The sequence below is a fragment of the Celeribacter marinus genome, assembly GCF_965656515.1.
Classification (GTDB): domain Bacteria; phylum Pseudomonadota; class Alphaproteobacteria; order Rhodobacterales; family Rhodobacteraceae; genus Celeribacter; species Celeribacter marinus_D.
This window is the reverse complement of the sequence record NZ_CBFHKW010000035.1, coordinates 1-26,492: the sequence shown is the minus strand read 5'-3', so window position 1 is coordinate 26,492 and position 26,492 is coordinate 1. Positions and strand designations below refer to the sequence as shown.

22 protein-coding genes are annotated in these 26,492 nt (G+C 57.7%); 9 read left to right on the top strand and 13 right to left on the bottom strand.

Translation table 11 applies throughout. The annotated features are described in order from the left end of the window. Positions 1-225 precede the first annotated feature (225 nt). The 4 genes from ACTG34_RS09120 to ACTG34_RS09105 form a co-directional block, all read right to left on the bottom strand. Positions 226-846 carry a DUF924 family protein gene (locus ACTG34_RS09120; protein ID WP_439104620.1) on the bottom strand — a complete coding sequence of 207 codons (621 nt, stop codon included), beginning with the start codon at positions 844-846 and terminating at the stop codon, positions 226-228. Positions 847-992: 146 nt separating this feature from the next. Continuing rightward, positions 993-2,279, bottom strand: coding sequence for an MFS transporter (locus tag ACTG34_RS09115; protein ID WP_439104619.1), 1,287 nt, complete (start codon positions 2,277-2,279; stop codon positions 993-995). A gap of 84 nt (positions 2,280-2,363) precedes the next feature. Next, positions 2,364-3,425, bottom strand: a complete 1,062-nt coding sequence (gene queA / locus ACTG34_RS09110; protein ID WP_439104618.1) for a tRNA preQ1(34) S-adenosylmethionine ribosyltransferase-isomerase QueA — start codon at positions 3,423-3,425, stop codon at positions 2,364-2,366. 64 nt (positions 3,426-3,489) lie between these two features. Continuing rightward, entirely contained in the window at positions 3,490-6,858 is a 3,369-nt protein-coding gene (locus ACTG34_RS09105) for a YhdP family protein (RefSeq protein WP_439104617.1), read from the bottom strand. Positions 6,859-7,022: 164 nt separating this feature from the next. Between ACTG34_RS09105 and bcp the strand changes: the two genes are divergently transcribed. From bcp to ACTG34_RS09080, 5 genes are all read left to right on the top strand, one after another. After that, positions 7,023-7,481, top strand: a complete 459-nt coding sequence (bcp, locus tag ACTG34_RS09100; protein WP_439104616.1) for a thioredoxin-dependent thiol peroxidase — start codon at positions 7,023-7,025, stop codon at positions 7,479-7,481. After that, the gene (locus ACTG34_RS09095) at positions 7,478-8,299 is read left to right on the top strand and encodes a ferritin-like domain-containing protein (RefSeq protein ID WP_439104615.1); all 822 of its coding nucleotides are present in this window, start codon (positions 7,478-7,480) and stop codon (positions 8,297-8,299) included. Before bcp ends, ACTG34_RS09095 begins: the two co-directional genes overlap by 4 nt. A gap of 254 nt (positions 8,300-8,553) precedes the next feature. Continuing rightward, positions 8,554-9,855 carry a DUF5930 domain-containing protein gene (locus tag ACTG34_RS09090; RefSeq protein WP_439104621.1) on the top strand — a complete coding sequence of 434 codons (1,302 nt, stop codon included), beginning with the start codon at positions 8,554-8,556 and terminating at the stop codon, positions 9,853-9,855. Then, a complete protein-coding gene (locus ACTG34_RS09085) occupies positions 9,845-10,417 on the top strand; it encodes a bactofilin family protein (RefSeq protein ID WP_062215768.1) in 573 nt (190 codons plus the stop codon). Before ACTG34_RS09090 ends, ACTG34_RS09085 begins: the two co-directional genes overlap by 11 nt. 227 nt (positions 10,418-10,644) lie before the next feature. After that, a complete protein-coding gene (locus ACTG34_RS09080; RefSeq protein ID WP_439104614.1) occupies positions 10,645-11,538 on the top strand; it encodes a DMT family transporter in 894 nt (297 codons plus the stop codon). On the opposite strand, the gene ACTG34_RS09075 is transcribed toward ACTG34_RS09080, so the two are convergent. Further along, the gene (locus ACTG34_RS09075) at positions 11,535-12,308 is read right to left on the bottom strand and encodes a DUF2189 domain-containing protein (protein ID WP_439104613.1); all 774 of its coding nucleotides are present in this window, start codon (positions 12,306-12,308) and stop codon (positions 11,535-11,537) included. The two genes, ACTG34_RS09080 and ACTG34_RS09075, sit on opposite strands and share 4 nt — an antisense overlap. Positions 12,309-12,421: 113 nt before the next feature. Continuing rightward, positions 12,422-13,822, bottom strand: coding sequence for a divergent polysaccharide deacetylase family protein (locus ACTG34_RS09070; protein WP_439104612.1), 1,401 nt, complete (start codon positions 13,820-13,822; stop codon positions 12,422-12,424). A 225-nt stretch (positions 13,823-14,047) separates the two neighbouring features. On the opposite strand from ACTG34_RS09070, the gene ACTG34_RS09065 reads away from it, so the two are divergent. Continuing rightward, positions 14,048-14,635: an anthranilate synthase component II gene (locus ACTG34_RS09065; RefSeq protein WP_439104611.1), complete on the top strand. Its 588-nt coding sequence runs from the start codon at positions 14,048-14,050 to the stop codon at positions 14,633-14,635. 5 nt (positions 14,636-14,640) lie between these two features. Beyond that, positions 14,641-15,672: an anthranilate phosphoribosyltransferase gene (gene trpD / locus ACTG34_RS09060; RefSeq protein WP_439104610.1), complete on the top strand. Its 1,032-nt coding sequence runs from the start codon at positions 14,641-14,643 to the stop codon at positions 15,670-15,672. 176 nt (positions 15,673-15,848) lie between these two features. Here trpD and yghX read toward each other — a convergent pair whose 3' ends face one another. The 7 genes from yghX to ACTG34_RS09025 form a co-directional block, all read right to left on the bottom strand. Further along, positions 15,849-16,736: a YghX family hydrolase gene (yghX, locus tag ACTG34_RS09055; RefSeq protein WP_439104609.1), complete on the bottom strand. Its 888-nt coding sequence runs from the start codon at positions 16,734-16,736 to the stop codon at positions 15,849-15,851. A 332-nt stretch (positions 16,737-17,068) separates the two neighbouring features. Next, on the bottom strand, positions 17,069-18,469 hold the full coding sequence (locus ACTG34_RS09050; protein WP_439104608.1) for a TRAP transporter large permease: 1,401 nt from the start codon (positions 18,467-18,469) through the stop codon (positions 17,069-17,071). Between the two features lie 5 nt (positions 18,470-18,474). Beyond that, on the bottom strand, positions 18,475-19,164 hold the full coding sequence (locus tag ACTG34_RS09045; RefSeq protein ID WP_439104607.1) for a TRAP transporter small permease: 690 nt from the start codon (positions 19,162-19,164) through the stop codon (positions 18,475-18,477). Between the two features lie 117 nt (positions 19,165-19,281). After that, the gene (locus tag ACTG34_RS09040; RefSeq protein WP_439104606.1) at positions 19,282-20,283 is read right to left on the bottom strand and encodes a DctP family TRAP transporter solute-binding subunit; all 1,002 of its coding nucleotides are present in this window, start codon (positions 20,281-20,283) and stop codon (positions 19,282-19,284) included. A gap of 304 nt (positions 20,284-20,587) precedes the next feature. After that, the gene (locus ACTG34_RS09035) at positions 20,588-21,502 is read right to left on the bottom strand and encodes an MBL fold metallo-hydrolase (protein ID WP_439104605.1); all 915 of its coding nucleotides are present in this window, start codon (positions 21,500-21,502) and stop codon (positions 20,588-20,590) included. Between the two features lie 87 nt (positions 21,503-21,589). Further along, positions 21,590-22,846, bottom strand: coding sequence for a sigma-54-dependent transcriptional regulator (locus ACTG34_RS09030; protein WP_439104604.1), 1,257 nt, complete (start codon positions 22,844-22,846; stop codon positions 21,590-21,592). Next, positions 22,843-24,627, bottom strand: coding sequence for a sensor histidine kinase (locus tag ACTG34_RS09025; RefSeq protein ID WP_439104603.1), 1,785 nt, complete (start codon positions 24,625-24,627; stop codon positions 22,843-22,845). Before ACTG34_RS09025 ends, ACTG34_RS09030 begins: the two co-directional genes overlap by 4 nt. A gap of 64 nt (positions 24,628-24,691) precedes the next feature. Between ACTG34_RS09025 and ACTG34_RS09020 the strand changes: the two genes are divergently transcribed. Continuing rightward, positions 24,692-25,888, top strand: a complete 1,197-nt coding sequence (locus ACTG34_RS09020) for a cytochrome P450 (protein WP_439104602.1) — start codon at positions 24,692-24,694, stop codon at positions 25,886-25,888. A gap of 74 nt (positions 25,889-25,962) precedes the next feature. Next, the coding region (locus ACTG34_RS09015) for an indole-3-glycerol phosphate synthase TrpC (protein WP_439104601.1) at positions 25,963-26,492 on the top strand (530 nt) is incomplete at its 3' end.

The following is a 26,492-nucleotide window of genomic DNA, read 5'->3' as shown; positions in this document are numbered from 1 at the left end:
CACGAATAGCGGCCACGTAGCCGCCGGGGCCGGCACCGATTACAACGATGTCGAAGGTTTGGTCTGCCATGAGGTCCTCCCAGATTTCAAATTAGTTTGATGCTAAACTATTTTGAAATTCGGAGCAACGATGCTGACACGCGCAGAACAGAAACCCCGTTACCCACCTTGCGCATAGCTGCATCACAAAACGCAAGAGTGACACTCTCCAGCCGCGCGATCCATTTACGCAGCCACTTTTTCCATCTCTTTGAGCAAGGTCGCATAACCGCCGTCCGCCATAAACTGCGCTTCGGCCTGTGACGTGGTCCGCCCCAGCGCCTCGTTGCGGTACGGAAAGCGGCCGAACATACGGATAATTTCACGGTGTACGCGGGCATGGAGCAAATTATTGCCGTCCCCCGTCAGGCGCTCACACATCAGGCGCACGCATCGGTCCTGATCCGTCTGGCGTTCCGAGTGCATCAGGGGCAGATAAAAGAACTGTCGCGCCGGCTCGTCCACACGCATGTCCCACCCTTTTTCAATCGCAGCCTTAGCGGCGGCGAGGGCCGTGCGGTCAGAGGCAAATGATTTGCCAGAACCGCGAAACATGTTGCGCGGCATCTGATCCGTCACAATGAGATAGGCCAACACACCCGTGGGATAGGTCAACCACATGGAATAAGCGCCCTCTTGCGCGCGGTTCCACGTATGCCCAAAGCCCTCGCGAATACGGGCATCAAGGGCATCGGAGCTATTGTACCAATCTTTAGGCTCTAACTCGTCCAGCCAAAAGGCAAGCACCGCATCGGGGTCTTTTTCCGTTGGAGTCGGGTCTGTGTGTCGTGCGTGCATGGGGGCCATATCCTCGCTCCATCTGTGGCTCCTAATTTACCAAACTGTTACAAAGTCACGCGAATGGCGCAAGGAAATTAATCCCGACCCAACGTCAACAGCAACAATGTTGCGCAATTGAAACATTCTGTAAGTCGCATACCAGACGGCCCACGTCACGCGGCGGGCGTGATGCTCCCGACATCCGCCTGCGCTGCATCTTCAGCCTCGGCCAGTTCAATCGCCACTTCTTGGGCCACTTCGGACGCCACGGGCGACGCAGAGGGCAAAACAGTGACGTAGTGCGAGGTCTCTTCGATCGGAATGGCGGCGCGGCGCGTGGTGCGGTAGCCTGCGTAGCCCGCAACCGTCAGCATCAAAAAGGCTTGCATTGCCCAATACCCGTTTGGCCCCATCATGCCCATCAAATAGCCCGCAATGACCGGACCGCCCACGGCCCCCACACCGTTGATAAAGATCAATCCACCCGATGACGCCGCCATGTCATCAGGATCGAGGTAATCGTTGGTGTGCGCGATGAGCAGTGAATAGAGCGGATTTGCCATTCCACCGGTCATAAACGCAGCCCCAAGTGCCACAGTCAATGACCCGCCAAACGCCGCCCCGACCAAGGCCGCGACACCCCCGATCGACGCGACCACAAGGATCACCACACGGCGGTCCATACGGTCCGAAATCCAGCCGATCGGCAGTTGCAATACAACCGCCCCGATGTAAATCACTGCGATAAAGGTGGAGATTTCACCAAGCGAAAAGCCCGCTTGGGTTGCATACACGGCAGCCATCCCCATTTGGGCGGCGAACACCCCCCCCATAAAGAACATGCCAACACATCCCAGTGGCGACACTTCGTATAACCGCCTGAGCGTCATTGGTTTGGACGTCTCAAAGGGCGGCGTTGGCGTAACCGAGAGCAAAATCGGCGCGAAGGAGATCGAGACCAAGACAGAGGGTATGATAAACAACACCCATCCGGACGGGTCACCTTGTGACAAAATCACCTGTGCGATGACGATGCCGACCATCTGGACAACCATATAAGCCGAAAGCGCCTTACCGCGCACTTCGTTGGTTGACGCGTTGTTGAGCCAGCTCTCTGCGGTCACATAAACGCCCGAAAAGCAAAACCCCAATACCACGCGCAAAAGCGTCCATGCCACAGGGTCGGTGATGACGGGGAACATAATCAACGCCGCAGAGATGAACGAGGCAAGGGCCGCAAAGACCCGCACATGGCCGACACGGCGGATCATACCAGGGGCCACACGCGACCCGCCCAAGAACCCCGCAAAATAGCCGGACATGATGATCGAGATGCTCAGCGTCGAAAACCCCTCAAGGCCAGCACGCACCCCCAAGAGCGACCCTTGCAGGCCATTGCCAACCATCAAGAGCATAACCCCGATGAGAAGCGCGGAAGAGGACGAGAGGACTTGTTTCATACATCAGCCCTGACAGATTCGCGCCACTGGGGAAAGCCATTGCACACATAAGATGCATCCATCCGCACATCTACCGACGGCAAACTACGCACGGTGCGGCAGCAACAATGACGCATCTCCATAAGAGAAAAAGCGATAGTTCTGCGCCACTGCGTGATCGTAAACCGCCCGCATCCGTGACGCGCCCATCAACGCGGAGACAAGCATAAGCAGCGTCGATTTGGGCAAATGGAAATTGGTCATCAACGCATCGGTCACAGCAAACTCAAACCCCGGCGTGATAAAAATATCGGTCTCGCCCAAGAACGGCGCAATCGCCCCCGTCTCGCGCGCAGCGCTCTCGATCAGGCGCAGCGCGGTGGTGCCGACGGGGATCACGCGCCCCCCTGCGGCCTTGGTTGCGGCAATCTCGGCTGCGGCCTCGGGTGTGACTTCGCCCCATTCGGCGTGCATCTTGTGATCGTCCACATTGTCGACTTTGACGGGTAGGAACGTGCCCGCCCCGACATGGAGCGTGACATGGGTGATCTCAACGCCCTTATCCGCCAACGCCGCCAACAACGCCGCGTCAAAATGAAGAGACGCCGTGGGGGCCGCCACCGCACCGAGGTTGCGCGCCCAAACCGTTTGGTAGTCTTCGTTATCTTGCGCATCCGCTTTGCGCTTTGCTTCGATATAGGGGGGCAACGGCATCGAGCCGGCAGCATTCAACGCCTTATCAAAATCCGCGCCCGTCAGATTAAACGCCACATAAGCTGCACCGTCCTCTTTTGCGGTCAACGTGGCGGACAGGTCATCGGAAAAACGGATCACTTCGCCCTCTTTGACCTTTTTGAGCGGCTTGATCAGCGCGCGCCACACACCGCCCTCGGCTTGCGGCTCCAACAACGTGACTTCGATTTTCGCCTCTTGATAGCCCTGCGCGGTGTCGCGTCCGCGCTTGCCCGTCAGACGCGCGGGCAATACCTTTGTGTCATTGAGAACAAGACGGTCGCCCGCATTAAACCAATCCACCAAATCCGTGACAACGCCGTCTGTCAGGGTGTCAGGTGTGGCCACCAACAAGCGCGCTGATGAGCGCGGCTTTGCGGGGCGCGTGGCGATCAAGGCCTCAGGCAGATCGAAATCAAAGTCGGAGAGTTTCATAGCTTAGCCTTTATTATACGTCGAATTGTCTAGGTCTTTGCCCCACGCGCGGCGGCAATGCGTCCTAGTCGTTTGTAGTCGGGGCACCGCGTTTGCGAAAAATACTACGCAATGCGCCCGGTGTGAGAATCGAAAGCGGGTTCACGCCTATTTTTGGCGATTTAGCAGCCCCCGTAAGCGTGAAGTTGAACCCGAACAGACCCTCGCCTTTCTTGGCCACGATCTGTCCCACACCATTCAAAAAGTAGACGGGCGACACCACGCCTTGCAAGTCCATCAGCCCCGCGGCGGTGTCATACGTCCCGTCAAGCGAAATGCCAAGAGATGGCCCCTCGGCAGAGGCGCTATGGATCAACACGCGACCTGGCTTGATGGTAAAGTTTGCAACCGTGTCGGAGAACAAAATCCCCTGCCCGCCCGCGAGTTGATCGAGCAGACCCACCACCGAAATAAGCGAGAGCAGTTCGGCCAGCTCGGGCGCGGATTGGGCGCGAATATTGGTAATCGCTAAGCGCCCTGCGTAGCTTCCCGCCTCCGCCAGAGGGTCAAGGACGAGAGTTAGATCCCCCCCGACCCCTTTATCCAATAGCCCCGCCGCCTCAACCACGCGGCCCGCATCCTTGGAGGTGAGTGTCACGATTGAGCCATAGCGCGCGGGGGCAAGCGCGCCAGATACCGCCGCCGCGCCATTGAGTTGGCCCGAAAAAGTGCCACGCAACCCGCCCGATTGGCTCAATTTGGCTGAGACCCCCGTCAACCGATAGCTATCGGTGACGCGCAATTCGTCGAACAACGCCACAATCGGCCCGCCGTCCCCGCGAGATCCGCCCGCCGCACCGCGCCCACCAAAACTGGCACGCCGCAAGTCGAGGGTTCCGCCAGAAATCTCGACCCCCACAGGCGCGCCTGTGCCGCGCCCGACCAAGGTGGCCCCGACATCCAGCCAGTCATCTATTTGAACGCGCTCAAAGCGCACACGGTCCAACCCGCCCTCACGGTTCAATCGCACCGATCCACCCGTCCCCGTGAGCCCCGCCGCCTCGACCGAAAGCGCAGTCACCTCCGCAATATCACCCGCCGTGCCCTCAACACGCAACTGGCCCGATTGATCCGCAGGCTTGCGCCATCCGAGCGCATCAATAGTGAGTGCGACACCTTTGAGATCAGACGTCAACACAAACGCGGGTGGTGCGCCCTTGGTCAAGGCCACGGTCATATCGGCCTGTGCGGCCCCAGACACGGCGCCTGCGGGTAGAGAAATCTTGAACGTCTCCAAAAAGCCCTGATCAAGCGTGGCGCGGCCCGCAATATTGGACTGACCCACATGTGCGGCCCCGAATTCCTTGCGCCACTGCCCGTCAAACCGCGCGCTATCGATCAAGGTTGGTCCCTTAATCGTCAGCCCCGTGGCATCCACTGCAATCTGCAATGTCTGCGCGCGCAGGGTCTGACCCGCCATCAACGTTGTGGACACAACATCATCCATCGTCCCCGTGAGGGCAAAATCGACATCGTCCATCAGAACTTTTTTCTTGAGGGGAAATGTAATGTACCCAGCCATGCGCGCGCGCCCTTGTGCCACATCGGGGCCAAAACTCGCGCTGCGCAAGATGGAAAACGGCTTTTGCGCCATCAACGACAAGGACGCCTCAATCGGCGCATCCGTTTGCAGATCAACCGTCATGGTCGCAGGCACGAGGGAGATATCGGGAATGTTGAGGACGCTCCCCGCCACCACGATATCGCCGCCTTGCGGTGCTGTGATAACGCCGTTCTCCACAGAGACTGTCATCGCCCCGTTCGAAATGGTTCCAAATCCTGCGCCCCCAGACACAGGCGGCAAGCCATTGATAAAGTTGATATCTGCATCCCGAAACTGCCAATCCAGATAGATATCGGGTTTTGGCGCATCGGGCGAAAACCGCAGTGCCAGATCAAGCCCCTCAAACTGTGCCTGATTGATATTGTTCGCCATCCAGTCGCGCGACTTGGCCAACGCACCTTGTGGCCAAAGCGTCATCAGATCATCAATCGACAAAGCATCGACACGAGCATCCACACCCGCGTGCCACCCATCGGACAATGCGCGCGCCGAACCTGATCCATGCACCCAGACGTCACCTTGGCGGAGCGAAATTTGACCGATATGCGCCTCGAACGGATCAGAGGAAAACGAAAGATCGACCGAGCCTTCGTCAATGCGCAGCGGCTGTGCAAACAGCCCCTCAGGGGACACGACCAGCTCGTCAACCTGAAGCTGCCCGATGAAGCGCGATGGCCAATTTCCTTCAAAATCACGCAACAACATCGTTCCGCGCCCTTTGAAGTCAACGGCCTGCGTTGCAACTGACAGCTCCGAAAACTGGACGCGCTCGGTCGCTGGGTTGTAATCAAAATACCCCTTTGCCCCGTCGAACGTCAAAGGCGTGGCACCCGCTCCACCTTGAAACGCGCCCGCCCCGATTTCCATTGTGCCCGAATAGGAGGCCAATAGGCCATCGCCATCAATTTTGGCCCGCATCGACGCCGATACTGGCGCATCTACCAAAGACAGAAACGACAATGCGGGCGTTTGTAATGCGACATCCGCCGTTGGCGCATCAGTGATTTGCACCAAGATGGTCGAGGCCAACGACCCTTTGCGTGACTGAAATTGAAACCGTGCAGTGGCAAGGTTTTCCGTCCCGTTGAACAGGTCGAAATCAAGGGCGACATCAATCGCCTTGTCGCCATTTTGCAGCGTCAAAATGGCATCGGTCGCCTGCCAGATACGGCCCGTGCGCGCATCCTCCAACGTCACCGTGATATCGCGCGCCTCTACGGTCGAAATCTCGGACAACGGGGCGGCCGCAAACGCCGCATCAATGGCCTCCAACACATCTGCGGCCGATCCCACGGCGGCACCCGCACCGCCGAAGGCCAGCGCAAAGGTGCCATCGGTTGCGCGCCGCACCGTGATCTGGGCGCCTGACAATCGCAGGGTGTTGGGGGTAAAATCTCCCGCCATAACCCCCTCTTTGGTCAACACAGCACGCAGACTGTTCAGCCGCGCCAATTCCGCTCCTGACGGGTCAACGATCCCAACATGGCGCGCCGTGATCCGTGGAATAAAGGCCTCATCAACACGGACAACCAATTGCCCGATCGTCACGGCAGCGCCGCCCAGATCGCGGTTCACACGCGCCTCGATGCGGTCCGTTAGTGCGGCGGGCAAGACCACCTCGCGCTCGGTGAGTGACAGCACCACAAGACCCAATGCGACCGCCACAATGACCACGCCGCTACACATCCAGATGACGAACCGTAGGACGTGTTTTCGCTTTACGCCCTTAGGCCGCAACCGTGCCTCGTCCGTACTCGCCCGCGCAATGGGGGTCGTGAACGGGACCTCATCCGCATTGTGCGGGGATTTATCGTCGGATGTCTCACTCATGTCGTTGAATTAAATCGCTCACTCACCTTACATAGCCATCACAGTATTGGATGCGTGATGCCGAAATACAAAACTGCATCGGCTTTCATCTTGCCTGATCTGCGCATAAAACTAAACCTCAACAGCACGCAAGCCAAACCGATCAACCAAAGAAAGAAAACCAGATGTTGGACATTGGACAATCCGCCCCCGATTTCATCCTACCGCGTGACGGCGGCGACACTGTGCGCCTCTCTGATCAGCGCGGCCAAAAGGTTGTTTTGTATTTCTACCCCAAAGACAACACACCCGGCTGCACCACAGAGGCGCTTGATTTCACCGCCCTCAAGGACGACTTTGCCGCCGCCGGCACTCAGGTCTTTGGCATTTCAAAAGACAGCGTGAAAAAGCACGATAGCTTTTGCGCCAAGCACAGCCTTGGCATTCCTTTGCTATCCGATGCTGACGGCACAGTCTGTGAGGACTACGGCGTATGGGCGCAAAAACAGATGTACGGCAAAACCTTTTGGGGAATTGTGCGCGCAACCTATCTGATCGACGCGGCAGGCACGGTCGCACAGGTCTGGCCAAAGGTGAAAGTTGCGGGTCACGCCGCTCAGGTTCTGGAGGCGGCGCGCGCATGACTGCGCAGCCGACACAGACACTCGCTCAAATGGCCGACGAAGTGTTGCGTACAGCGGACGGTCGCGAAAAGACCGCCCTCGCCCACAAACACGCCGCTACGTGGCGTGCGGCGCGGGAGGCGGGCACGCCCCTTGAGATCGGGACAGCCACGCCACCGATGCAACCTGCGCGCCCTGATCGTCCTGAATTGCTTGATCCACGCGATGTGCCGCAACGCAAGCCGGGATCACCTGAGGGGCGCAACGCGATTTTGCACGCCATAGCCCATATCGAACTCAACGCGGTCGATCTGCATTGGGACATCATCGCCCGCTTTACCCATGTGCCGTTTCCGTTGGGCTTTTATGACGATTGGGTCAAATCCGCAGACGAAGAAGCCAAGCATTTCAATCTGATGTGTGATCGCCTTGAGGCGCTTGGATCGTATTACGGCGCGTTGCCTGCGCATGCGGGGATGTGGCGCGCGGCGCAGGATACGGCCGAGGACATTATGGGACGGTTGGCCGTGGTGCCAATGGTCCTTGAGGCGCGCGGGCTAGATGTCACTCCGGGCATGATCAAACTGTTCAAACAGGCAAAAGACCACGAGACCGTAGCAGCGATGGACGTGATCTACAGCGAGGAAGTCGCGCATGTGGCGTACGGCTCGAAATGGTTCCATTTCTTGTGCGGGCGCGAAAACCTTGATCCCAAAGAGGCGTTTCACCGTCTTGTGCGTCAGTATTTTCATTCCACACTGCGCCCGCCTTTTAATGCCGAGAAACGCGCCGAGGCAGGCATTCCACCCGATTTCTATTGGCCACTTGCCACGGCCTAACGCGACAGGGTGCGCCACAGGCGCGCTGTCAAACACCACATCTGCGACAAACCGCAGTTGAAGGCACAACTGGCAGGTTTGAGTTAGGCAAAAAACCGCCCAAACACAGGGACTTCTACCCATTTGCTCACAAAACCTCTCTAAAGCGTTGCCCCTACCCGAATCGTTTTGTAATGACTTTGTTAACCGGTTTGGACCGCACCCGACAGGCGCGCGAAACTGGACAGAATGGACTTACGAACGGTTGGACTGACATGATCAAATACCTCAATCATAAGCTAGAGCGCCGCATTCCCGAAAAGCGGGTCTTTTTGCGCTCTGACAATGATACTCGTTACGTCCGCCTCACGCCGCTCACCCAGCTCGCTATCGGATTTGGAACTTCCGTCACACTCCTATGGATGACCGTCGCCACATCGATTGTTCTCATGGATGCAATTGGATCGGGTAATTTACGCGACCAAGCCAACCGCGATCTGGTTTTGTTTGAAAGCCGCCTGAGCCAGCTGGCGGACGAGCGCGACACCCGCGCCACTGAGGCCGCCGCAGCACAGGCCCGCTTCAACACCGCCCTCGCCCAAATCTCGGTCATGCAATCTCAACTGTTGTCCTCCGAGGAACGCGTGCGCGAATTGGAAACGGGCATTGATGTCACGCAGGCGAATTTACGCGATGCCTTGAAAGTGCGCGATCACGCGATTGAAGCACAAGACAGCCTTAGCGCACAAATCAACGGCACAGACACAGGGACCACGGGCGTCACCGCCCAAGACATGGAAGCGACCGTTGATGTGCTCGCCTCCGCTTTGGCCTCTACCGCCGCAGAGCGTGACGCCATGGTTGTTGACGCCCATCAGGCTGTCACCCAAGCTAAAACACTTCAGGTCGAATTGAAAATGATCGAAGAAAAGAACGAACGGATCTTTTCTCAGCTCGAAGATGCAATGACGCTTTCCGTGGCCCCTCTCGACAAGATGTTCCGCAACGCCGGATTGTCCACTGATAGCCTCATTAAAAGCGTGCGTAGCGCCTATTCAGGCCAAGGTGGCCCACTTATGCCGATCACATTTTCCACCTCGGGTCATCTGGATCACGACAGCCAACGCGCCAACGGCATCCTCGACAAGATGGACCGTTTGAACCTCTACCGCATCGCGGCGCAAAAGGCGCCCTTTGCCCTGCCGATCAAAGACAGCTTTCGCTATACCTCGGGATTTGGCCCACGTTGGGGTCGCATGCACAACGGCACGGACTTTGCTGCCCCCTATGGCACACCTATCTATTCCACCGCGGACGGCGTGGTCACATACGCTGGCTGGCAGTCGGGATATGGCCGCATTGTGAAGATCCAACACGAGTTTGGAATCGAGACCCGTTATGCCCACCAATCAAAACTTCTCGTGAAAGTTGGCCAAAGGGTATCGCGCGGACAGCAAATCGGTGCTATGGGAAACTCTGGACGTTCTACAGGCACGCATCTTCACTACGAAGTGCGCGTTGGCGGAACGGCCGTTAATCCGATGACTTACATTAAGGCTGCCAACGATGTTTTCTAAAAGCAGGATCAATGAACCCGGCCCTAAACAGGGCGAAGGTGAGACCAACACAGACGCAACTGCGACACGCGCAGCCGCACCAACTGCAAAATCAGCAGTGCCGGACTATGCCGCGCAAGCCGCAAAGCCGAAAGCGGCGGTTTCCGTGCTGTCCACCGATCTGACGATCACCGGCAACCTCAAGACGACCGGAGATATTCAAATCGAAGGCACCGTTGAGGGCGACATCCGCGCGCATCTTTTGACGGTCGGAGAAACCGCAACCATCCGTGGCGAAGTGATTGCCGACGATGTTGTCGTCAACGGCCGTGTCATTGGTCGTGTGCGTGGCTTGAAAGTCCGCCTGACGTCCACCGCAAAGGTCGAGGGTGATATCATCCACAAGACCATCGCGATTGAAAGCGGCGCACATTTCGAAGGCTCCGTTCAGCGCGCCGACGATCCGCTCAACAATGGCTCAAAGGCACCGATGCCAGCAGCACCTGCGGCCCCCGCCGCGCCTGCGACATCTGCGGCCACATCAGCGGCAACAGCCGCACGCAAGGCTGATAACGGCTCATAAGCCGTCTGCGCATCAGCATTCTGAATTCAAAGGCGGCCTTTCGGGGTCGCCTTTTTCAATGGGCGCGCAGCACCTGTGCCGCGCGCCAAGTCGCGCACCAAGTCCTGCACCAAGTCGGGCCACCTCCCCCAATCCATCACACCCCCTGATCGGCGTCATGTTGCGAATGCGTTTGTCAGGACCACAGCGCATGGGCTAACTGGCCCTCTGACACAGAAAGATACGCCATGCCCCTCGCCCACTCCGCCGATGCCCTCAAAGCCGCCAACCTGCGCGGTGCCGCCCTCATGGTGGCTGCAATGGCATTGTTTGCCGTTGAGGATACGCTGCTCAAACGCGTTGCAACCCATTTGCCCGTGGGCGAAGTTTTGATGATCTTCGGCTTGGGTGGCATGGCTGTCTTTGCAGGCTTGATCAAACAGCGCGGCGAGCGCGTGCTTCATCCGGCACTCTGGTCACGTGTGATGCTCATCCGAACCCTGTTTGAAATTCTGGGGCGCGTGTTTTTTACACTCTCGCTCGTTTACACCACGCTGTCGTCGACATCTGCAATTTTGCAAGCCACGCCGATCGTGGTGACGGCGGCGGGTGCGATAATCTGGCGGGCACCTGTGGGGGCGGCACGCTGGGCCTTGATCCTACTTGGCTTTGCGGGGGTTCTTATGGTCCTGCGCCCCACATCTGGCGCGTTCTCACCGCTGTCTATTCTCGCGGTTCTGGGCATGTTGGGATTCGCGGGCCGCGATCTGGCCACACGCGCCGCCCCGCCTGTCTTGTCCTATGCGCAACTCGGGCTTTACGGCTTTGCTGCCTTGGTCCTATCTGGGATTGGTCTCTTGATCTGGAACGGCCCTGCGGTGATGCCAACAGGGCTTGATCTTGCGGCGCTCAGTGCGGCGATTATTGTCGGCGTTGCCGCCTATTCGTGCCTGACATTTGCGATGCGCATGGGCGAATTGTCTGTCGTCACGCCGTTTCGCTATTCGCGATTGTTGTTTGGTATGGCCATGGGCGTACTGGTGTTTGGCGAGACCCCCGACACATGGGAGATCCTTGGCGGTGTCGTCATCGTCATTGCAGGCCTGTCGATCATGCTCACCAAACAGCGCCGCGCGACCTAGATCAACGCACGCCGATACAGATGCCATGTCGCATGCCCAAGAACCGGCAGGACGATCAGCAATCCCAAAAACAGCGGTGCCATTGCGATCAACGTGAGACTTGCCACCAAAATGGCCCATGCCATCATGACCACGAAATTCGATGTCACCACTTTGAATGACAAAATCATTGCCGTGACAAAATCGACCTCCTTGTCGAGCAGATGCGGCAGGCTTGTCACCGTGAGCGAGAACAGCACAAAGGCCAGAACCGCCCCAACCCCCAATTCCACCGCGATCATCGACAGGCCCGTCGGCGTCAAAAATGCCTCATAAGACGACGAGATATTGGTGAGATTGGAAATGCCCATAAAGAGCGCAAAAATCATATGGGCGAGGAACGACCAAAACAGCACGTAGATGACAATGATTGCACCCATCCACGGGATTTGGCGGTCCTTTTCGGCCTTCACGATGCCGAGCACCTTGTACCAATCCATCGCCCCACCCCGCTCCAACCGGCGCGACACCTCGTACAGACCCACAGCGGCAAACGGCGCGAACAGTGGAAATCCCAAGGACATCGCAAACGTCCACAACACAGTTCCCGCGTTGAACACGACAAACCCCAAGCCGATCAGAGCATAGACGGCTGAGAAAAACAGCCCGAACTGGGGCGCACGGCGAAAATCATGCCACCCTGCCGCCACGCACTCGCGAAGATCGCGAAACTCAAGACGCGCAACCTGTGGCAATGGCGCCGCCTGCGCATGTTCGGTAATCTGTGTCATACACCCTCCCCGCTGCCTCCAATCGGAAACAGTCCAACGTCGGATGATTTGACGCGATTGCCCTGCAGTATGTCAAGCACCGCGCAACAATGTTGTGCACTCAGTTGCGCGCACTATTCGCCCGCAGGTGATGCCGTGAGTTGATAGCTCAAAGGTACAAGGCTGACGGTCGCCGCCCGATTGCCCAAGGCCCATTCGGCCAAGGCCTGAATGGTTTGGGGGGTTGAGCGTCCCAACAGCACGATCCCGTTGTCGATCCCTGCACGAAAGGCCGCCTGATCCAGAAACCGTTTGATCGCAGCCACATCTTGGTCGCGCCCGTCAATATCGCGAAACACCAAAACGGCGGGTTGATCTTCGCGTTGAGCCTCTTGTTTCAACGCATTGAGGCCGCGTGGAAACGAGACCAATCCGCGCCCGTTTGCAGCCGCAGCTGCGACCACCTGAGCGGCGACCTGACGGGTGGACTGATAACTGGCAGACGGCACATCGAGGAACCCGATTGACACGGGCATGATATCCTCGGCTTGCGCCAGTGTTGTGGCCGCATCTTGCGGGGTCGCCCCTTGTGGCAGACCGACCATGGCCAACACTTCGAGACCCTGATCGCGGTAGGCCGCAGCACGCGCGCCCGCCGCAGGGGCCAAGACATCGACGCCAAAGGTGATCGGGAACGGCAAGTTGGCGATGGCAGCATCCTGTGGGCCGAGCTGGGCCACGTCAACCAAGATCACCGACATCATCGGGCCGGCCACATCACCGGCGAACATCGCGGAGTTGGCGATCAAGGCTGGCAAATCCTCGGCCATAACAACGGGCGTGTCTGCCGCGTCTGTTGCGGCTGTGACGGTCGGCAAGCGGGTCGACTTTCGGGTGTCATCACGCTCAGTGAACGAGCCGACTTTATCCCCCAACGGTTCGATCGCACTTTGACCCAACATAGCACCGGGTTCGGCGTCACGGTCGTCGCTTGGCGTTTGTGGCTGTGCGGGAGCGATATCAGCTCCCTCGGGCACGGCGATCAAATTTGGCGCGGCCTCAGTTGCATCTGGTGTCATCGGCACCGACGGAGATGTGCCTTGGGCCTGCGGCTCTGGCGCCTGTGGGGTAGGCAAAACGCGGGTATCTGGGCCAACTTGTGGATCGATCAACTCATCGGATTCGGGCGCATCACGCGCACCAAGCGTATCTTGTGCAGCGATATCGGGCTGTGGCGCTGACGTTGTGGCGTCCAATTGATCGGCGCCCGCGTTGCGCGCTTGGGCCATGTCAGCCGCAGGTTCATCGGGCTGCGCGCCAGAGCGATCCGGCTCGGCGGCTGGCCGATCATGCGTCACTTGCGGCGCGTCCATCTCGACGGGGACCGCATCACCGGCACCCGGTGCGGCCTCATCCGTTGTAACCGGCAACGGCATAGAGACCTCAACAGGTCCAACGACCTCATTGGCCACTGTCAAAATTCCGCCCCCAACGACGAGGCCCCAAATCAAACCTGTCAGAATACCGCGACCCATATCTCGCGTGCTCCTTGATCCATTGCGCAAAACCGCGCGTGACGTCCTCATGCGCGCATTGGCGCGATGTGCCTTTTTGTAGGAAGTTTACGGTGTTACCCTTGACCCTGCATCAGCCTTCGTGAACATGTATAACGCGCCTTGTCGGCGGGATCATCCCCCTTTGACGCACCCAATCCCAAAGCGCGACCAAAAGGCCGCGCACCCTGATCAAAAGAGCGTAAAATGCTGCTACTCATCGATAATTACGACAGTTTTACTTACAATCTCGTCCACTATATCGGTGAATTGGGGTGTGAGGCGCGGGTTGTGCGCAATGATGCGCTTGATGTGCAAGAGGCAATGGCGCTCAAACCGTCGGGTATCTTGCTCTCACCTGGTCCCAAAACACCCCATGAGGCGGGCATTTGCGTCCCACTGGTGCATGTGGCCGCGGAAACCGGAACGCCCTTGTTCGGCGTGTGTCTGGGCCACCAATCCATTGGAGACGCGTTTGGCGGCAACGTTGTGCGCTGTCATGAGATTGTGCATGGCAAAATGGGTGAGATATTGCATGAGGGCAAAGGCGTCTTTGCAGGTCTGCCCTCTCCACTCTTGGGCACGCGCTATCATTCTTTGGTTGTTGAGCGCGACACCCTGCCCGACTGCCTTGAGGTCACCGCGCAGTTGGAGGACGGCACGATCATGGGTCTTAAACACAAAACGCTGCCCATCGAGGGGGTACAGTTTCACCCCGAGAGCATCCGCTCACAACACGGTCACGCTATGCTCAAAACCTTCCTCGACCGCCTCCCTGTTCTCGAAAGGGCCTAAATCCAATGTCCGATATCTCGTTTAAAAAGCTCAAACCATTCATAAGCTTAGCTGCTGATCGCGCCCTGACCCGCGTGGAGGCCGAGGCAGCATTCGAGATATTGTTCAAAGGCGAGGCCTCTTCGCCGCAGATTGCGGGGCTCTTGATGGCCCTGCGCACGCGCGGCGAACAGGTCGCTGAAATCGCGGGGGCCGCCGCCTCAATGCGGGCCAATTGTATCCCCGTCAAAGCGCCAAAAGGCGCGATGGACATCGTGGGCACGGGCGGCACGGGCAAGGCGACACTCCAGATTTCCACCGCCACCGCGTTTTGCGTAGCGGGTGCGGGCGTGCCCGTGGCCAAGCACGGAAACCGCAAACTCTCAAGCAACTCAGGGGCTGCCGACAGTCTGGGCGTCAACGGCATCAACGTCATGGTCGGCGCGGACGTGGTCGAGCAGGCACTAAACGAGATTGGCATCGCCTTTATGATGGCACCGATGCACCACCCCGCGATGAAACACGTGATGCCCGTGCGCATTGATCTGGGCACCCGCACCGTGTTCAACATCCTAGGCCCGCTCACCAATCCCGCAGGCGTCAAACGTCAACTGACCGGTGCGTTTTCACCCGATCTGTTGCGCCCGATGTGCGAAACGCTTGCGGACCTTGGGTCTGAGCGCGCATGGCTGGTCCACGGCTCGGACGGCACAGACGAAATCACGATCACTGGTCCCACAAAAGTCGTTGCCTTACACAATGGCCTGATCCACGACGAAGAGGTCCACCCCGAACAAGCGGGTCTACCGTGTTATGCGTTCAGCGAGATCGAAGGTGGCAGCCCCGAATCGAACGGCAAACGCATGCGCGGGGTTTTGGCGGGTGAAGACCACGGGGCGTACCGCGACGCCGTGCTTTTGAATGCCGCCGCAGCACTTTTGATTGCCGACCGCGTAGAAAGCCTCAAAGACGGTGTTGAAATGGCCGCCAAGAGTTTGGACAGTGGCGCGGCATTGGCGAAGCTCGAAGGCTTGGCGCGGTTGACGTCTACGGTGTGACGAGTGGGTGTCGACGAATGTCGGGTTCGAGCCCATGGTGACCAACGTTGCAGTATGCATGAATGTTCGGCAACAAAAGGCAACCAAAAACAAGTTTTTGGGCCAGTTTTAATCTACCATTTCCTTTGATTCATGCCCTTGATATCAGCGGAGAGCCAATATCAAGGGCACGGATATCAAGCGAGATGTGCTCTGAAATGAGCCAAGGTACGTTCCCACGACAAGTTAGCCATTTCTTCATCAAAACGCGGCGTACTGTCGTTATGGAAACCATGATTTGCATTCTCGTAAAAGAACGCTTCATAGGATTTGCCGTTGGCTTTCAGCGCCTCCTCATATGCAGGCCAGCCCTCATTGATGCGATCATCAAGGGCACCGTAGTGAAGAAGCAATGGGGCCTGAATTTGCGGCACGTCCTCGGCCGCGGCTTGACGTCCGTAATATGGAACTGCTGCTTTCAATTCGGGATAGGCCACCGCAGCCGCGTTTGCCACGCCGCCACCATAGCAAAATCCGGTGATCCCGACATTACCTGTCGAACCTTCGTGACCCATCATATATTCAACGGCGGCAAAAAAGTCGTTCATCAGCTTTGTTGCATCAACAGTGCTTTGAAGTTCGCGGCCCTCGGCATCGTTGCCGGGATAACCACCGACAGACGAAAGGCCGTCCGGCGCCAGCGCCATGAACCCGGCCTTCGCCAATCTTCGCGCCACATCTTCAATATAGGGATTTAATCCGCGATTTTCATGAACGACCACCACCGCAGGCAATTTACCTTCTACGCCAGCTGGCCGCACCATATACCCTCGAACCTCACCATGCCCGTTTGGCGAAGGGTAGTTTATATATTCAGGGACAATGTCGGGATCATTGAACGACACTTGTTCCGCAAGTGCATAGTTTGGTGACATTAGTCCAAGAACCGTTGTTGCAGTCATACCTGCGAGGGTGAACTTTGCAGCGCGCTTTAAAAAGTCGCGCTTGGTGATCATGCCGTGCGCATAAAAATCGTAGAGTTGCAGCAATTTCGGATCGAAGTCTCTCGCGGTCAGTCGTGACATTATTCTACCTCCAAATATGAACCTACACAGAATGTAGTCTCATTTCGTCAAATGTCTGCCGGAATAAATGCGATCTGGTCGGTGAAAACCGCTGGCCGTCGAAACACGCCATATTGCTTCGGGTGTTCACCGATTTCGACCGTTTGTTGGGCCATCAAATTTGCAAATGATTTTAGCCTGTTATCTTAAAACAGCGGCCATTGGCGCAACCGCAGCGAAATGGCGCTTCATCCCGCGCTGCGGTCATTCGCACGCCATCCCCGCACAAAAACGGCGCGCCTATATCGTTGGGCGCGCCGTTTGGATTTGTCGTGCAACCGCTCTGACCTGCGTCAGTTCGTTATGATCTCCGGCCCCATCAGCGTGGTGGGCAGGAAGGTCGAGATGATCGGCACGTAAGTGATCAAGATCAGGAACACGAACAGGATCGCGAGGAACGGTAGCGCTGCGCGCACCACAGCCATCATTGGCATGCCCGCCACACCCGAGGTCACGAACAGGTTGAGACCCACCGGCGGTGTAATCATCCCGATTTCCATGTTCACAACCATGATAATGCCAAGGTGGATCGGATCAACGCCAAGCTCTATGGCAATCGGGAACACCAGTGGTGCGACAATCACAATGAGGCCAGATGGCTCCATGAATTGCCCGCCGATGAGCAGGATCACGTTGACCATCACGAGGAACATGATCTTGCCAAAGCCCGCCGAAAGCATCGCGTTGGCGATCTGCTGCGGGATTTGCTCGTCTGTCAAAACGTGTTTTAGGATCAAAGCGTTGGCGATGATGAACATCAACATGATGGTCAGCTTGCCCGCGTCAAACAGGGTCCGGCGCGTATCTTTGTGAAACAGCGCGGTGATCAGAGCCTGTGGATGGCGCGCAAGGGATTTGGTCACGCCACCGTTCTCGGCGGAGGCCGCGAGTGGCCCCATGTCACGGTAGACGAACGAGGCCACGAGGAAGGCATAGACAGAGGCCACGGCGGCCGCTTCGGTTGGTGTGAAAATCGCCCCTGTGATGCCAGGAATACCGTAAATGCCGACCATAATGATGACGATCAACATCAGCCCCCAAAAGGCATCTTTGAACGAGTCCCAGATTTCGCCCCATCCTGCCCAGTCGCCTTTTGGCAGGTTCTTGACGCGTGCAATGACGTAGATCGCAATCATCAACATCGTCCCTGCCAAGAGGCCTGGGATGACACCCGCAAGGAACATGCGGCCTACAGACACATCCGTGGCGGAGGCATAGACCACCATCACGATGGAGGGCGGGATCAAAATGCCAAGCGTGCCTGCGTTACAGATCACCCCTGCGGCGAAGTCTTTGGTGTAGCCGACCTTGGTCATAGCCGCGATCACGATGGAGCCGATGGCGACCACCGTTGCGGGCGACGAGCCCGAAAGTGCGGCAAAGATCATACAGGCGAATACGCCCGCAATCGCCAGACCGCCATGGAAATGGCCGACACAGGCGATGGAGAACCGCACGATGCGCGTGGCCACGCCGCCCGTCGACATAAACGACGACGCAAGGATAAAGAACGGAATGGCCAAGAGCGTGTAGTGGCCAGCCATGGCCTGATAGAGCGACTGTGCGACCGAGGCCAAAGACGTATCTGAAAAGGCCAACAAAAAGATCATGGACGACAGGCCGAGCGAAACGGCAATCGGCACACCGATCAGCAAAAGACCGATCACGAATGAAAAGAGAATGACGACTTCCATTGGGATTATTCCTCGTATGCGCCGTGCGCAACGCGCTCGACTTCCTCTTCGGCCTCGTGGGACACGATGAGGCTATCTTGGGTGCCTGCGATGATGCGCAGCGTTGCCTGAACCACGCGCAGCAAAATCAGCGCACAGCCAAACGGCAAAATGAAATAGGGGACCACGCGGGGCAACTTGTCATAGGCCTCGCCGTAATTGATGGCATCCTCCAACCACCGGAAAATGCCGAGCATCGGCACTTGGTCGGTGGTGTAGAACGCGCGATCACGCACGCCCTCGGTAAAGCCCATGGGAAACCAACGTCCATCGGTGGGCTGAAGGGCTGCAAACGGCGCCCAGTAGTCCCACGCCCCCTTGAGCAAAAGCGAGGCATAGATGATGCAAGCCGCCGCAGACAGCAAAGCCGCAATCCGCTTGCCACGCGTGGGCAGCATGTTTGTAACGGCATCCACACCGAGGTGGGAGGTCTTTTTAAACCCGTAGGAAATGCCGAGCAATACGAGCCATGAAAACAGGATCAATACCACTTCGAGCCCCCAGATCAGCGAGGTATTGTACACATAGCGCATGACCACATTAACGAAGGTGATCAACGTCATAGCGCCGAGAATGAAGGAAATTACGTTCTCTTCAAGCCCGTCGAAAAACCGCGCGAGCGGTGTCTTGGGTAAATTGTCTTGGTGGTGTGTCATAAGACCCTCATCCCTCTCATCCCGATGTGTGCCGCGTGCGGCCCGACCATGCGGTGGTTGGCAAACGGCCCCGCACCGGATTGGGCGGGGCCGTTGTAGTCCATCAAACGCGTGCGCTTAGTGCTTGGCGTTGATCTCTTGGGCTGCTGCGATGTTGTCGGCGCCTACATCGCCTTCAAACTGAGCCCAAACCGGCTTCATCACGTCGACCCACGCTTGACGCTGCTCATCGGTCAACTCGCGGATCACGCCACCGGCATCCAAAACAGCCTGACGGTTTAGCGCGTCAACTTCGGCAATCGCCGCGTTCCGGCTCGACGTCACTTCAGCCATGATGGTGGACAGCTGATCACGAACGCCTGCATCGAGCCCGTCCCACCAGTCAACGGATGTCACGACCATATAGTCAAGCACACCGTGGTTGGTTTCTGTTGTCCCGTCTTGAACTTCAAAGAACTTCTGACCGTAGACATTGGACCATGTGTTTTCCTGTCCGTCGACAACACCCGTCTGAAGCGCGCCGTAGACTTCGGAGAACGCCATTGGCTGTGGCGATGCATCAAGCGCTTCCATCTGTGCGACGAGCACGTCAGATGGCTGAACGCGGAATTTCAGGCCAGCGGCGTCTGTTGGCAGAACCAAAGGCTTGTTCGCGGAGAACTGCTTGAGACCATTGTGCCAGAACCCCAGACCCAAAAGGCCACGACGTGTCATGGCTTCTTTCATGTTTTGGCCAACTTCGGACTGTTGGAACTCTTCTACTGCGTCCATGTTTTTGAACATGAACGGCAGATCGAAAATGCGGTAGACTTTAGTGAAGGCTTCGAATTTGGACAGCGATGGCGCGGCCATCTGAACGTCACCCTGAAGCATGGCTTCGAGAACCTGATCATCGTTGTACAGCGTGGAGTTCGGGTAGACCTCGACGCAAGCTGTGCCGTTCATTTCCGCGTTTACACGCTCCATGAACAAAGACGCCGCGATGCCTTTTGGGTGTTTGTCTGTGTTGGTGACGTGGCTGAACTTAATCACCATTTCGCCGTCATCACATGCGGCAAAGCCGGCCTGTGCAGTGACGGTAAGGGCAAGAGCCGTAGCGGCGGTTGCGAGCAATTTCATGGGTGTCCTCCCTGACATGATCCCGAATTGAATAGTGGCGCGCGCAGGCCCCTCACGGACCACGGCGCACTCGTGATTAAAAAACAGGAGGGACGAGAGGCGAACAAGACTTCGTGAAATAATTGTGAACAGGGAAAAATTTATGCGCGTTTTCAATGGAGTATAGATGTCCAAAACGCATAGCTGCCATGCTGCGCCCGCATCATGTGCGGATCACCGCACACCCGTTAGCGCCCACTGTGCGGATTTTCGCACAAGAGGCCGCATGTCCGACTCAACTTTGGACCGCAACAGGTATCCCCCCTCACTCCCACTCCATCGCCTCGAACACGGCTTGCGCGTTACGTCCGGCCAATGCGTCGAACTGATCGAGATAGGAAAATGCGGATTGATCAACCATAACCGACCCGATGATGTCGCCTCCCGCGTCGATATGAGCGCCGATTTTGGCGCGCAGGTTCGCGAGGTAGTCGCGCGTATCAGCTTGCGCGACGGCAAGTGTTGTCGCCGGTCCATGACCCGGAACAAGCACTAGGGGATCAAGGGCCTCGATCGCCGCGAATGCGTCGAGCCATGTGGCGCTATTGGACACGTCCATAACGCCCAAAATGCGCCCCACGTAGACGATATCACCCGTGAATACGACCCGCTCTTGTGGCAACCAAACGACTGTATCGCCCGGCGTATGCGCCCCCGCAGGATGGTAAAGCTCAATCTCTCGCCCCCCCGTGCTGAGCGTGTAATCTGTTGCAAACGTGATATCTGCAGTCGCGCCGTTTGTTCCCTCAAGCGCATCTCCGAGCAAGGTTGACAGTACCGTCATCTGCATCGACTGACGCGCAGATTGATCACGCACTGCGTCTTGCGAGGCAATGACGGTTGCGCCCAAATCTTGCCAATAGGCATTGGCGATCCACCGATGGTCCTGTCCGCCCGTATTGATCACATGAGTCACCGGATGGTCGGTCAACGTAGCGATCACCGCATGAAGCGCCTCGGCCCCTTTGCGCGACCCGCCCGCATCCACAAGCACCGCGCCCTGCTCGGTTTCAATCAATCCGAATGTCGCGTTATTGCCTAGGTTTTGCGCATTACGCTGCTCGGCGGGACCTTCGATCGCCCAGACACCCTCAGCCACATCATGCACGATCAACGCCTGTGACATCGCAGGACTCCCCAAAAAGAGAGTTGCGCAAATGGTTGTCAGAAAACGGATCATGGTATCGCCCCTTTATAAAGCCACGGCCTCAGGTAGAGGGTAGACCAAAACATTCACCCAAGCGAATGTTTTATGGGCACACAGGACTTACCCGCGATACAACTCCGCGCGCACACCGTGGCGCGCCAGTTTGTCGTAAAAGGTTTTGCGCGGCAGCTTTAACCCTTTGGCGGCCTCTGTCGCATTGCCATCGTGGCGTTGCAGTGCTGCAATCAACAAGGAGCGCTCCACCTGCGCCAATTGTTCGGCCAGTCCCAATTCATCCTCTTGGGCCTCGCCCTCTGACAGGCCCATCGCGAACCGCATTGCCGCGTTCATCAAACTGCGCGCATTGCCAGGCCAGTCTTGTGCGAGAAGGCGCGCCATCACATCGGGCGTCACGGTCGGACTAGGCAATCCGGCCTGCTCGCACGCAATGTCGACATAATGGCGAAACAGCACCGGAATGTCCTCGCGCCGCTCGCGCAGTGGCGGAATGCGGATAACAGCTGCCTCAAGGCGGTAAAACAAATCGGGCGAAAACGTGCCATCACCCGCCAGTTTGCGCAGATCCGCATAGGTGCCTGCAATCAGGCGCGGACGGTCGTGATGCTCCAACAAATCCAAAAGCGCAAATTGCGCAACACTCGACAGCCCCGCAACCTCATCCAAAAACACCGAGCCGTCTTTGGCCTCAAGGAACGCAGCTGCGAGGCTTTCAGCCGTCACACTAGCCGCGGAAAATTTCAAGAACGGTGCTTGGCTCCCTGCCGACAAAAGATGCACAACTTCGGCCATCTTGGCCGTGCCAACGCCCGGCTCCCCCGTCACCAACACGTCCGCCGCCGAGCGCGACACAGCGCGGGCCTCTTCGCGCATTTTTCGCGAGATTTGAGAGGTGCCACGCAGCAATCGCGCCGCCGCGTCCCCTTGTGCCACCTGTCGCTTAAGACGGCGGTTTTCAAGCACCAAAGCCCGTGTGCGAATAGCCTTTTCTACCACCGCCAGAAACTCGGACGGAGCACAGGGTTTTTCCAGAAAATCGAACGCGCCGGACGAAATCCCTTTCACAGCCATTGGAATATCGCCCTCCCCCGTGAGCAAGATCACAGGCAGTTCAGGATCAATTTCATGCGCATATTCAAGAAGTTGAAAGCCGTCCTTACCAGGCATACGGATGTCAGTAACGACGATGCCGGCAAAGTCGCGGCTGATATGATCTTTGGCCTCAATGTAGCTGCCCGCAAGCGTGGCCACCAAATCGGCAAGCTCCAACGTCTGGCCCAACGCCTCGCGCACGGACAGATCATCGTCAACCATCAACACCCGCTCAACCGCTGTGCCCCGCCTGCCTAATCCGCTCATTGCAATGTCGCCTCATGTTCGCGACCCGCACGGGTCAATTCGATTGTAAACTGCGCGCCACCGCCACTGCGCGCAGGGCGATTTGCGCCTTTTATCTTGCCGCCAAAGGATTGGATCAATCCATAGGAAATCGACAGGCCAAGCCCCATGCCCTGTGCGGCTCCCACCTCCTTGGTGGTGTAAAACGGATCAAACATTTTGTCGGGATCGGCAATGCCCGGACCGGTATCCGTGACGACAAGTGAAACGGGATCCCCATCCGTCACCTCAATCATGAGCGTTTTCTCGGGGCTATCACCCATCGCATCGACGGCATTGGACACAAGGTTCATCACCACCTGTTGCAGGCGCACATCTCCGCCACGCACCCAAACAGGTGCCGCGCAAGTCCACTCGACCGTGACACCTGCGGCGGCAATTTTGGCCCCTGTCATCTCAAGGGTGGCATCAATCACCGCGCAAAGATCGACATCTGTAATCGCCTCATTTTCCTGACGCGCAAAGGCCCGCAGGTTTTTGATGATCCGTCCCATGCGGCGCGCCAGTTCGGAAATCCGACCAAGGTTTTGCGCCGCCTCCTCCGCACGCTCACGTTCCAAAAACGCCTGCGCATTTTCGGCAAAAGACCGAATGGCCATAAGCGGTTGGTTGAGTTCATGACTGATCCCCGCCGACATTTCACCCAGCGCCGACAGTTTGCCCGCCTGTACCAGATCGGCTTGGGCGCGTTTGAGGCGCGCCTCTGTCTCTTCGCGTTCGGTAATTTCGCGTTTCAACTCGCGGTTGGCCGCCTCTAAGGCATGTGTGCGTTTGGCGACACGCGCCTCAAGACGCGAATTGGCCTCCGCCAAGGTCCGCCTGCGCTCCATCGCAACCCATGCGAATGCACCAAACGTCAAAAACAGCGCCGTTGCAAATCCCGACTGTAGTCTCGCGAGGGCACGCACCGGCGCGAGATCTAACAGCAACTCCCCCGTCAACTCGATCACCGGAAGCGATTGCGTCAAATGCAGCGCGCGCGCCGGAATATAAGGCCCGGCATCCAGATCGAACACCTCGTGGTCGCTTTTGGTTCGCGCGCGAATGATCGGCAAATCGCCCCCGATCCCGCCCCGCAAAACCAATTCGCCACGGTTGGCGACAAACACCACGCCCGCCCGATCGGTAAAATATGTGGCTGAGGGGTCTGTCGGCCACGACCATTCCAATGCGCCCACATCGACGCTCACCAGTACCGCTCCCCGAGACGCACCGCCCGGATAAAACACAGGAGCTGCAAACACAAACCGCCGCCGCCCCGCGTCATCGACGTAATGCGCGACCCCGAGCGCGCCGTCCAGCGCACGTTTAAACGCCACTTTCGCCCCTGACGACAGCCGGATCGCATCCCCACTGTCGGCCAGCACATAGCCTTTGCGGGACACAATCGAGATAGATTTCGCACCGGTTTTATCGGCCATACTTAGCAATAGCGCATCTGCCGCCTCGACCTGTGAACGCGCATTGCCCCCCTCCAGAATGGTGGTCAGGGTCGTCGGGTGATCGGCCAGAAACACGGCGAGTTCGCGGTAACGCTGTAATCCGGTCGTCAACCGGTCCGAGGCCAATGCCAGATCAGACCGCCCGCGCGCCGCCGCCTGATCGAGTTCGGCACGGTAGGCAAATTCATAGACCGCCGCCCCGAACACGGCCGCCGCCAGAGCGAACACAACCGCAAGCCCCGCGCGGCGAGGCGCGGGCGCTTTGGCAGCTATCGGCTGATGCGTGTCATGTGCGGTCATCATTTGGCTCGTACTTTAGAAAGAACGGCTTGCAAAGCAAAGCGGATAGCGGCAGCGTCCGCACATGCTCCACTTTGATCAAGATCCAAAAGACCCCGCCTTTGTTCAAGACCCGTACGGGTTTTACGCCCGTCTGCGCGACAGCGGCCCCCTTGCCTATTGGACCGAACTGGGCGTCCCCGTGCTGACGGGCTATGACGGTGTGTCGATGGTGTTGCGCGACAACCGGTTTGGCCGCGAAGCCCCACAAGGATTCGCCCACCCAATTCCGAAAGGCTTGCAGCACTTTTACGAGATTGATGCCCATTCCATGCTGGAACTGGAAGGCGAACGCCATCGGCGGTTACGTGGGTTGGTGTTGCGCGCGTTTACCTCGCGCCGGATCAAGGACCTTATGCCCGACATCACCGCGATCTGTGATGATCTGTTGGATAAGATCGACACGCACGAGGGCGAAACCGATTTATTGCAACGCTTTTGTCAGCCGCTGCCGGTGCGCGTCATCTCACGTCTGTTGGGCGTGCCCGAAGAGATGTGCGATCAATTGCTGGCGTGGTCGAATGCCATGGTCGCGGTCTATACCCCCATGCGCACCCCCGCCATTGAAACCGCAGCCGAACAGGCCGCGCGCGAATTTTCGACCTTTATGCGCAGTTACGTTGAGGCGCGCCGCACCACACCGCGCGACGATCTGATCACGCACCTTATTGCCGCCGAAGAAGACGGGGAAAAGCTATCGACCGATGAGTTGATCACGACCTGTATCTTACTTTTGAATGCGGGCCACGAGGCGACAGTGCATAGCCTTGGCATTGCCGTCAAAACCCTATTGGAGACCGAAACGCCCCCAGACGCGCTGACTGATGGGGCCATTGATGCCACGCTTGAGGAAGTTTTGCGCTATGATCCTCCGCTGCATTTCTTTGATCGCTGGGTCTATGAGGACATGCGGCTTATGGGCCATGAGTTCAAGCGCGGCGATAAAGTGGGGCTACTTCTTGCCTCGGCCAATCGCGATGAGACCGCGTGGGATGAGGCCGACCGCTTTAGGCCTGCCCGCGCGATCAAACAAAACATGGCCTTTGGTGTGGGACTGCATTTTTGTGTCGGCGCGCCGCTTGCGCGATTGGAGATGCGCGTGGCTTTGCCACGACTGTTTGAACGCTACCCGGACTTGGCACTTGCAGCACCTTCTGACTACGCCAACACGTGGCATTTCCACGGATTACGCAATTTGCGCGTGCGGCTCGGCCAAAAGTGAGTATTTTACGCTCAAAGACCACATACCGGCACGCGGCCCCGCAGCGCCGCACGAGACCATAGGGATACACGGCCATGACAACAGTTCTCGATAAAATCAAAGCCTATAAACTCGACGAAGTGGCCGCAGCCAAACAGACGGTGCCATTGGCCGACCTTGAGGACATGGCTAGCGCCCAAGATGCGCCACGCGGATTTGCAGCCGCCTTACAAACGGCGTCCAAATCGGGATATGGATTGATTGCCGAAGTCAAAAAGGCCTCTCCCTCCAAGGGGCTAATTCGTGCGGATTTCAACCCGCCAGCCATTGCGCGGGCCTATGAGGACGGCGGAGCGGCCTGTTTGTCCGTGCTCACAGACACCCCATCCTTTCAAGGGGCGCCGGAGTATTTGATCCAAGCGCGCGGCGAGGTCCGCATTCCAGTCTTGCGCAAAGACTTTATGTACGACACCTACCAAGTGACCGAGGCCCGCGCATGGGGCGCTGATGCCATTTTGATTATCATGGCCAGTGTGGAGGACGGGCAAGCCCGCGAGCTTGAAGAGGCCGCATTCGCCCTTGGCATGGATGTCTTGGTCGAAGTGCATGATGCCGAAGAGTTGGA

Coding starts and splice junctions, on each gene's coding strand:
- trpD (WP_439104610.1), top strand. CDS start 14,641: ATGTCCGATATCTCGTTTAAAAAGCTCAAACCATTCATAAGCTTAGCT.
- ACTG34_RS09115 (WP_439104619.1), bottom strand. CDS start 2,279: ATGAAACAAGTCCTCTCGTCCTCTTCCGCGCTTCTCATCGGGGTTATG.
- queA (WP_439104618.1), bottom strand. CDS start 3,425: ATGAAACTCTCCGACTTTGATTTCGATCTGCCTGAGGCCTTGATCGCC.
- ACTG34_RS09080 (WP_439104614.1), top strand. CDS start 10,645: ATGCCCCTCGCCCACTCCGCCGATGCCCTCAAAGCCGCCAACCTGCGC.
- ACTG34_RS09095 (WP_439104615.1), top strand. CDS start 7,478: ATGACTGCGCAGCCGACACAGACACTCGCTCAAATGGCCGACGAAGTG.
- ACTG34_RS09045 (WP_439104607.1), bottom strand. CDS start 19,164: ATGACACACCACCAAGACAATTTACCCAAGACACCGCTCGCGCGGTTT.
- ACTG34_RS09105 (WP_439104617.1), bottom strand. CDS start 6,858: ATGAGTGAGACATCCGACGATAAATCCCCGCACAATGCGGATGAGGTC.
- ACTG34_RS09020 (WP_439104602.1), top strand. CDS start 24,692: ATGCTCCACTTTGATCAAGATCCAAAAGACCCCGCCTTTGTTCAAGAC.
- ACTG34_RS09065 (WP_439104611.1), top strand. CDS start 14,048: ATGCTGCTACTCATCGATAATTACGACAGTTTTACTTACAATCTCGTC.
- ACTG34_RS09090 (WP_439104621.1), top strand. CDS start 8,554: ATGATCAAATACCTCAATCATAAGCTAGAGCGCCGCATTCCCGAAAAG.
- ACTG34_RS09040 (WP_439104606.1), bottom strand. CDS start 20,283: ATGAAATTGCTCGCAACCGCCGCTACGGCTCTTGCCCTTACCGTCACT.
- yghX (WP_439104609.1), bottom strand. CDS start 16,736: ATGTCACGACTGACCGCGAGAGACTTCGATCCGAAATTGCTGCAACTC.
- ACTG34_RS09075 (WP_439104613.1), bottom strand. CDS start 12,308: ATGACACAGATTACCGAACATGCGCAGGCGGCGCCATTGCCACAGGTT.
- ACTG34_RS09050 (WP_439104608.1), bottom strand. CDS start 18,469: ATGGAAGTCGTCATTCTCTTTTCATTCGTGATCGGTCTTTTGCTGATC.
- ACTG34_RS09085 (WP_062215768.1), top strand. CDS start 9,845: ATGTTTTCTAAAAGCAGGATCAATGAACCCGGCCCTAAACAGGGCGAA.
- ACTG34_RS09035 (WP_439104605.1), bottom strand. CDS start 21,502: ATGATCCGTTTTCTGACAACCATTTGCGCAACTCTCTTTTTGGGGAGT.
- ACTG34_RS09030 (WP_439104604.1), bottom strand. CDS start 22,846: ATGAGCGGATTAGGCAGGCGGGGCACAGCGGTTGAGCGGGTGTTGATG.
- ACTG34_RS09025 (WP_439104603.1), bottom strand. CDS start 24,627: ATGACCGCACATGACACGCATCAGCCGATAGCTGCCAAAGCGCCCGCG.
- ACTG34_RS09120 (WP_439104620.1), bottom strand. CDS start 846: ATGGCCCCCATGCACGCACGACACACAGACCCGACTCCAACGGAAAAA.
- bcp (WP_439104616.1), top strand. CDS start 7,023: ATGTTGGACATTGGACAATCCGCCCCCGATTTCATCCTACCGCGTGAC.
- ACTG34_RS09070 (WP_439104612.1), bottom strand. CDS start 13,822: ATGGGTCGCGGTATTCTGACAGGTTTGATTTGGGGCCTCGTCGTTGGG.